The sequence below is a fragment of the Bacillus sp. 16GRE42 genome (genome assembly GCF_019837435.1).
Taxonomy (GTDB): Bacteria; Bacillota; Bacilli; order Bacillales; family Bacillaceae_G; genus Bacillus_A; species Bacillus_A wiedmannii.
Map to the genome: position 1 here is coordinate 1 of NZ_JADAXF010000021.1, position 3,657 is coordinate 3,657.

A 3,657-nucleotide genomic window follows, 5' to 3' on the forward strand; every position below is an offset into this window, starting at 1 on the left:
GTGCCATAAAGCACGATCTGTTCCGCGCGCGAAAACTTCAAGGCGTCCATCAGCATTTTTCCCTACTGTTAACATATCAATAGTGCCACCTAGAGATGCCCAATCACTCCAACCGTTGTTGGGAGCTGTTTGCCATATATGCCATAGAGCACGATCTGCTCCAATTACAAATACTTCTAAACGTCCATCAGCGTTTCGTGATACGACTGGTGAATCGATTGTGCCACCCAGTGACCCCCAATTACTCCAACCGTTGTTGGGAGCTGTTTGCCATATATGCCATAAAGCGTTGTCTGCTCCACGTGCAAATATCTCTAAACGACCAAATGTAGTTTCATCAAAATCTATTCTTTCTTTTTGTTCCATTGTTATATGACTTGTATTTGAATACATTGTTGGCCAATGTGTGGTAGAGGGTAAGAAATCTTCTGGATTTAAAAAACATGTGGGTTCTTCTTGATATTGACGAATAGAATAAGGAATAAACTGATTATAATAATACATTTATACACTTCCTTTTAATAGGTAATAATACCGAAAATATTAATCTAGATATTTTTATGAAAAGGAAATTTTGATGGTATCAGCTATTATCCATATTATATAAGCCTAGTTTTCAAAAAATATATTGTAAGTAAAAGTCATAATAATTTATGGGAACATTTGTTTTTTATTTGTATCATCGATTTATGTATACTTTATTCATATACAGTTGACATAACGTCCTATTATCGGTAGCAAATAAAAAGTAAAATCTTTTTGATATCAAGGATTTTGCTTTTTATTTGTTTATCATCCTATGCATGATTTTATACATTATGAAGATGATGGGGTTTTTCAGGTTTATTAATGTCCTGTATTAGTACAAAAATTTGTATAAAATCTTGTATAAATGAAAACAAGTGATACGTGAATTATTAGGAAAAAGGGTATATCATTGCTATAGCGAATATATTTTTGAGGTGAAATGCTATGAAGACGTTTTATAGTCCTAGTGATGTGGCGGAGCAATTAGGTATTCAATCATCTACGTTACGTAAGTATGCAGACGTGTTAGAAAAAGAGGGTTATACCTTCATAAAAAATGAGCGTGGGCATAGGAAGTATAGAGAAAGTGATGTAATGGTATTCCGTAAGGTTATAAACCTAAAGAACGATACAGATATGACACTAGAAAATGCCACAAAGCAAATTGTATCATGGCATCAAGGTGTTGAGGTGTTACCATTGGATCGATATGAAGTTGAGCGCTATGAAGAATTGGATTTCAACGCTACAACGCTACAGACGATGATTCAAGATCAAAAAGAAGTTATTGAAAAACAAAATGGATTGCTCCAGGAATTAACTAAACGATTAACTGAGCAAGACCAGCGATTCATACAAAGAGAATCAGAGTTATTAAATGCTATACAAGCGATACGAGAATCCCAGGTACTTATAGCGACAAATACTAGCGAAGATATGAAGAAGAATCAGGGCCGTGATGAAATGCTCATGCAAACAATAAGGGAAGTCCAGGAAGTTAAGAAGATGATTGCAGCAAGTAAAGATAAGAAATGGTATCAATTTTGGAAATAATTAAATGAGAGTTTTATGCGTTTATGTGGGTAAAGTCATTATGAGGAAGGGCATACTCTTAATCTAGTGATTCATGCAATAAAAAGTGTAGGACGGAAAATTTAGTTTATTATTTAATTTAAAATAATAAACTAAAAAATATATTTTTATTAAAATATAAAAATAGTTAATTCTAAAACTCAAAAGTTACCGTTTAAACGGTAACTTTTGAGTTTTAGACATTTAAACGGTAACTTAACTTTTTTTATCAAATATTATATAATATTCAAATGGTGGTGAAATGTCAATGGATTCATTCAAAAAAAATTTAATTGTATTAAATCCTTCAGATTCTTGTGTATGTATATCAATGGATGTTGTTAAATCAGAGGGTTATCCAAATAAATCGGTGATAGAAAATAAACTTATGCGTATTGCTAATTCTTTAAATCGTAAGTATTTGAATTATTTAGTTGTTCCATTTCAAGTTAGACGTGGAGATGAAATTATAGGAGTTCTTTCATCTTTTAAAGAAGGTTTTAATGTATTTCGTTTTATTAGAAAATTAGCTTGGAAATATGAAATTGAATTATATTTTGGCCTTGGTTTTGGTACACTTGATACTGGATCTATTATTGATGTTAATCGTATAAATGGTAGTGCTGTAATAAATGCGTTTAGAGCTGTTGATAAATATTTGAAGGATACAAATAATATTAATGATTTTGTATATCCTCAAAATAATCAACATGTTACATTTTTTGCTTTAGGGAATGAAAATATTCCATATCAAGCTATAAATGCATTAGTGTATACAATTTTTACCGAATTAAACAAATCTGAAAAACAAAAAGAATTGATAAAGCTGATGGAGTTGAATCCATCAATGACTTATGAGGAATTAGGAATAGAACTTGGATACACTAGTAAAAATGCTAAAGTAAATGTAGCAAAATTAATTAGTCGTTCTGATTATTATTTATATCGTCATATGCAAAAAGATTTATTAGATTTATTAAATAAACTTCAAAAACAATTAGGTTAGGTGGATGGATTTTGAGTGAATTAGTATTTTCTTTAATTTTTGGGCATTTTTTAGCTGATTATTTATTTCAAACAGATAAGATAAATAAAGGGAAGGAGAGTTCTAATAAAAAAGAAAAGCATAAAGCTTTGTTTATTCATGTTGTTATACATTTTATTACGTATGTATTAATTGCAGTGTTTATTGGTCAATTTTCTTTTGTTGTTTTTGGAGCAATATTGTTAATTTGTATTTTTCATTTTTTTACAGATATAGGGAAAGAAGAATTCAAAAAATATCCAAATGTAAATTCTTCTACTTGGTCTTCGGTATTTATATATATATTGGATCAAATTTTACACATTATATTTATTATATTTTCCCTTCGAATTTTAAGTTTAATTACTTATGATTGGAATGATATTTTAAAATTTTTAGGTTCTTTTTTGTTTAGTGGTTCTAGTGGGAGTGTTAATTTTTCTACTATTGATAAAATTACGGCTGTTGGTTCGGTTATTATGTTTAATACTTATTTTTGTGCCTATTTATTTGAAATAATACTTAAACCTTTTAAACCTAATGCTGATAATTTTATTGATTCGACAATCGAACATAAATTAAATTTAACGTATAAAGATAATAAGCTTTCAGAAGAATATGTAATTGAAAAAACTAATATACAAAATCATTATCAAGAACCACCTACTAGAGTAGGGAAATACATTGGTATGATTGAAAGACTTGTAATTATGTTTTTAATAGGGGCTCAGGCTTTTGTAGCTATTACGTTTATAGTTACAATAAAAGCTCTTACTAGATTTAAGCAATTTGATGATAAATGTTTTGCAGAGTATTATCTTATTGGTAGTTTATTAAGTGTTTTATTTGCTATTATTTCAGGTTATTTATTAATTTTAATAGTTAAATAGATAATGTAAAAAAGACTAATTAATTAATTAGTCTTTTTTACATTATCTATTTAGATTTTAAATGAATCTAAAATATTATCTTTTTCTTCTTTATTGATACCGATATATTTTAGTGTAATTTGTGGTGTGCTATGATTTAGAATT

4 protein-coding genes and 1 pseudogene are annotated in these 3,657 nt (G+C 28.7%); 3 read left to right on the plus strand and 2 right to left on the minus strand.

Translation table 11 applies throughout. The features are described from left to right. The coding region (locus ILS93_RS28890; RefSeq protein ID WP_483861623.1) for a DUF8189 domain-containing protein at positions 1-504 on the minus strand (504 nt) is incomplete at its 3' end. 468 nt (positions 505-972) lie between these two features. Here ILS93_RS28890 and ILS93_RS28365 point away from each other — a divergent pair. The 3 genes from ILS93_RS28365 to ILS93_RS28375 all read left to right on the plus strand — a co-directional run bounded on the left by ILS93_RS28365 (position 973) and on the right by ILS93_RS28375 (position 3,513). Further along, positions 973-1,581, plus strand: coding sequence for a DUF3967 domain-containing protein (locus ILS93_RS28365; protein ID WP_222661737.1), 609 nt, complete (start codon positions 973-975; stop codon positions 1,579-1,581). A 286-nt stretch (positions 1,582-1,867) separates the two neighbouring features. Beyond that, positions 1,868-2,605, plus strand: coding sequence for a SatD family protein (locus tag ILS93_RS28370; RefSeq protein ID WP_222661738.1), 738 nt, complete (start codon positions 1,868-1,870; stop codon positions 2,603-2,605). A gap of 11 nt (positions 2,606-2,616) precedes the next feature. Further along, positions 2,617-3,513 (plus strand): DUF3307 domain-containing protein, encoded by an 897-nt coding sequence (locus ILS93_RS28375; protein ID WP_222661739.1) that lies wholly within the window; start codon positions 2,617-2,619, stop codon positions 3,511-3,513. A gap of 50 nt (positions 3,514-3,563) precedes the next feature. Here ILS93_RS28375 and ILS93_RS28380 read toward each other — a convergent pair. Next, a pseudogene (locus tag ILS93_RS28380) lies at positions 3,564-3,657 on the minus strand (tyrosine-type recombinase/integrase); the annotation flags it as partial.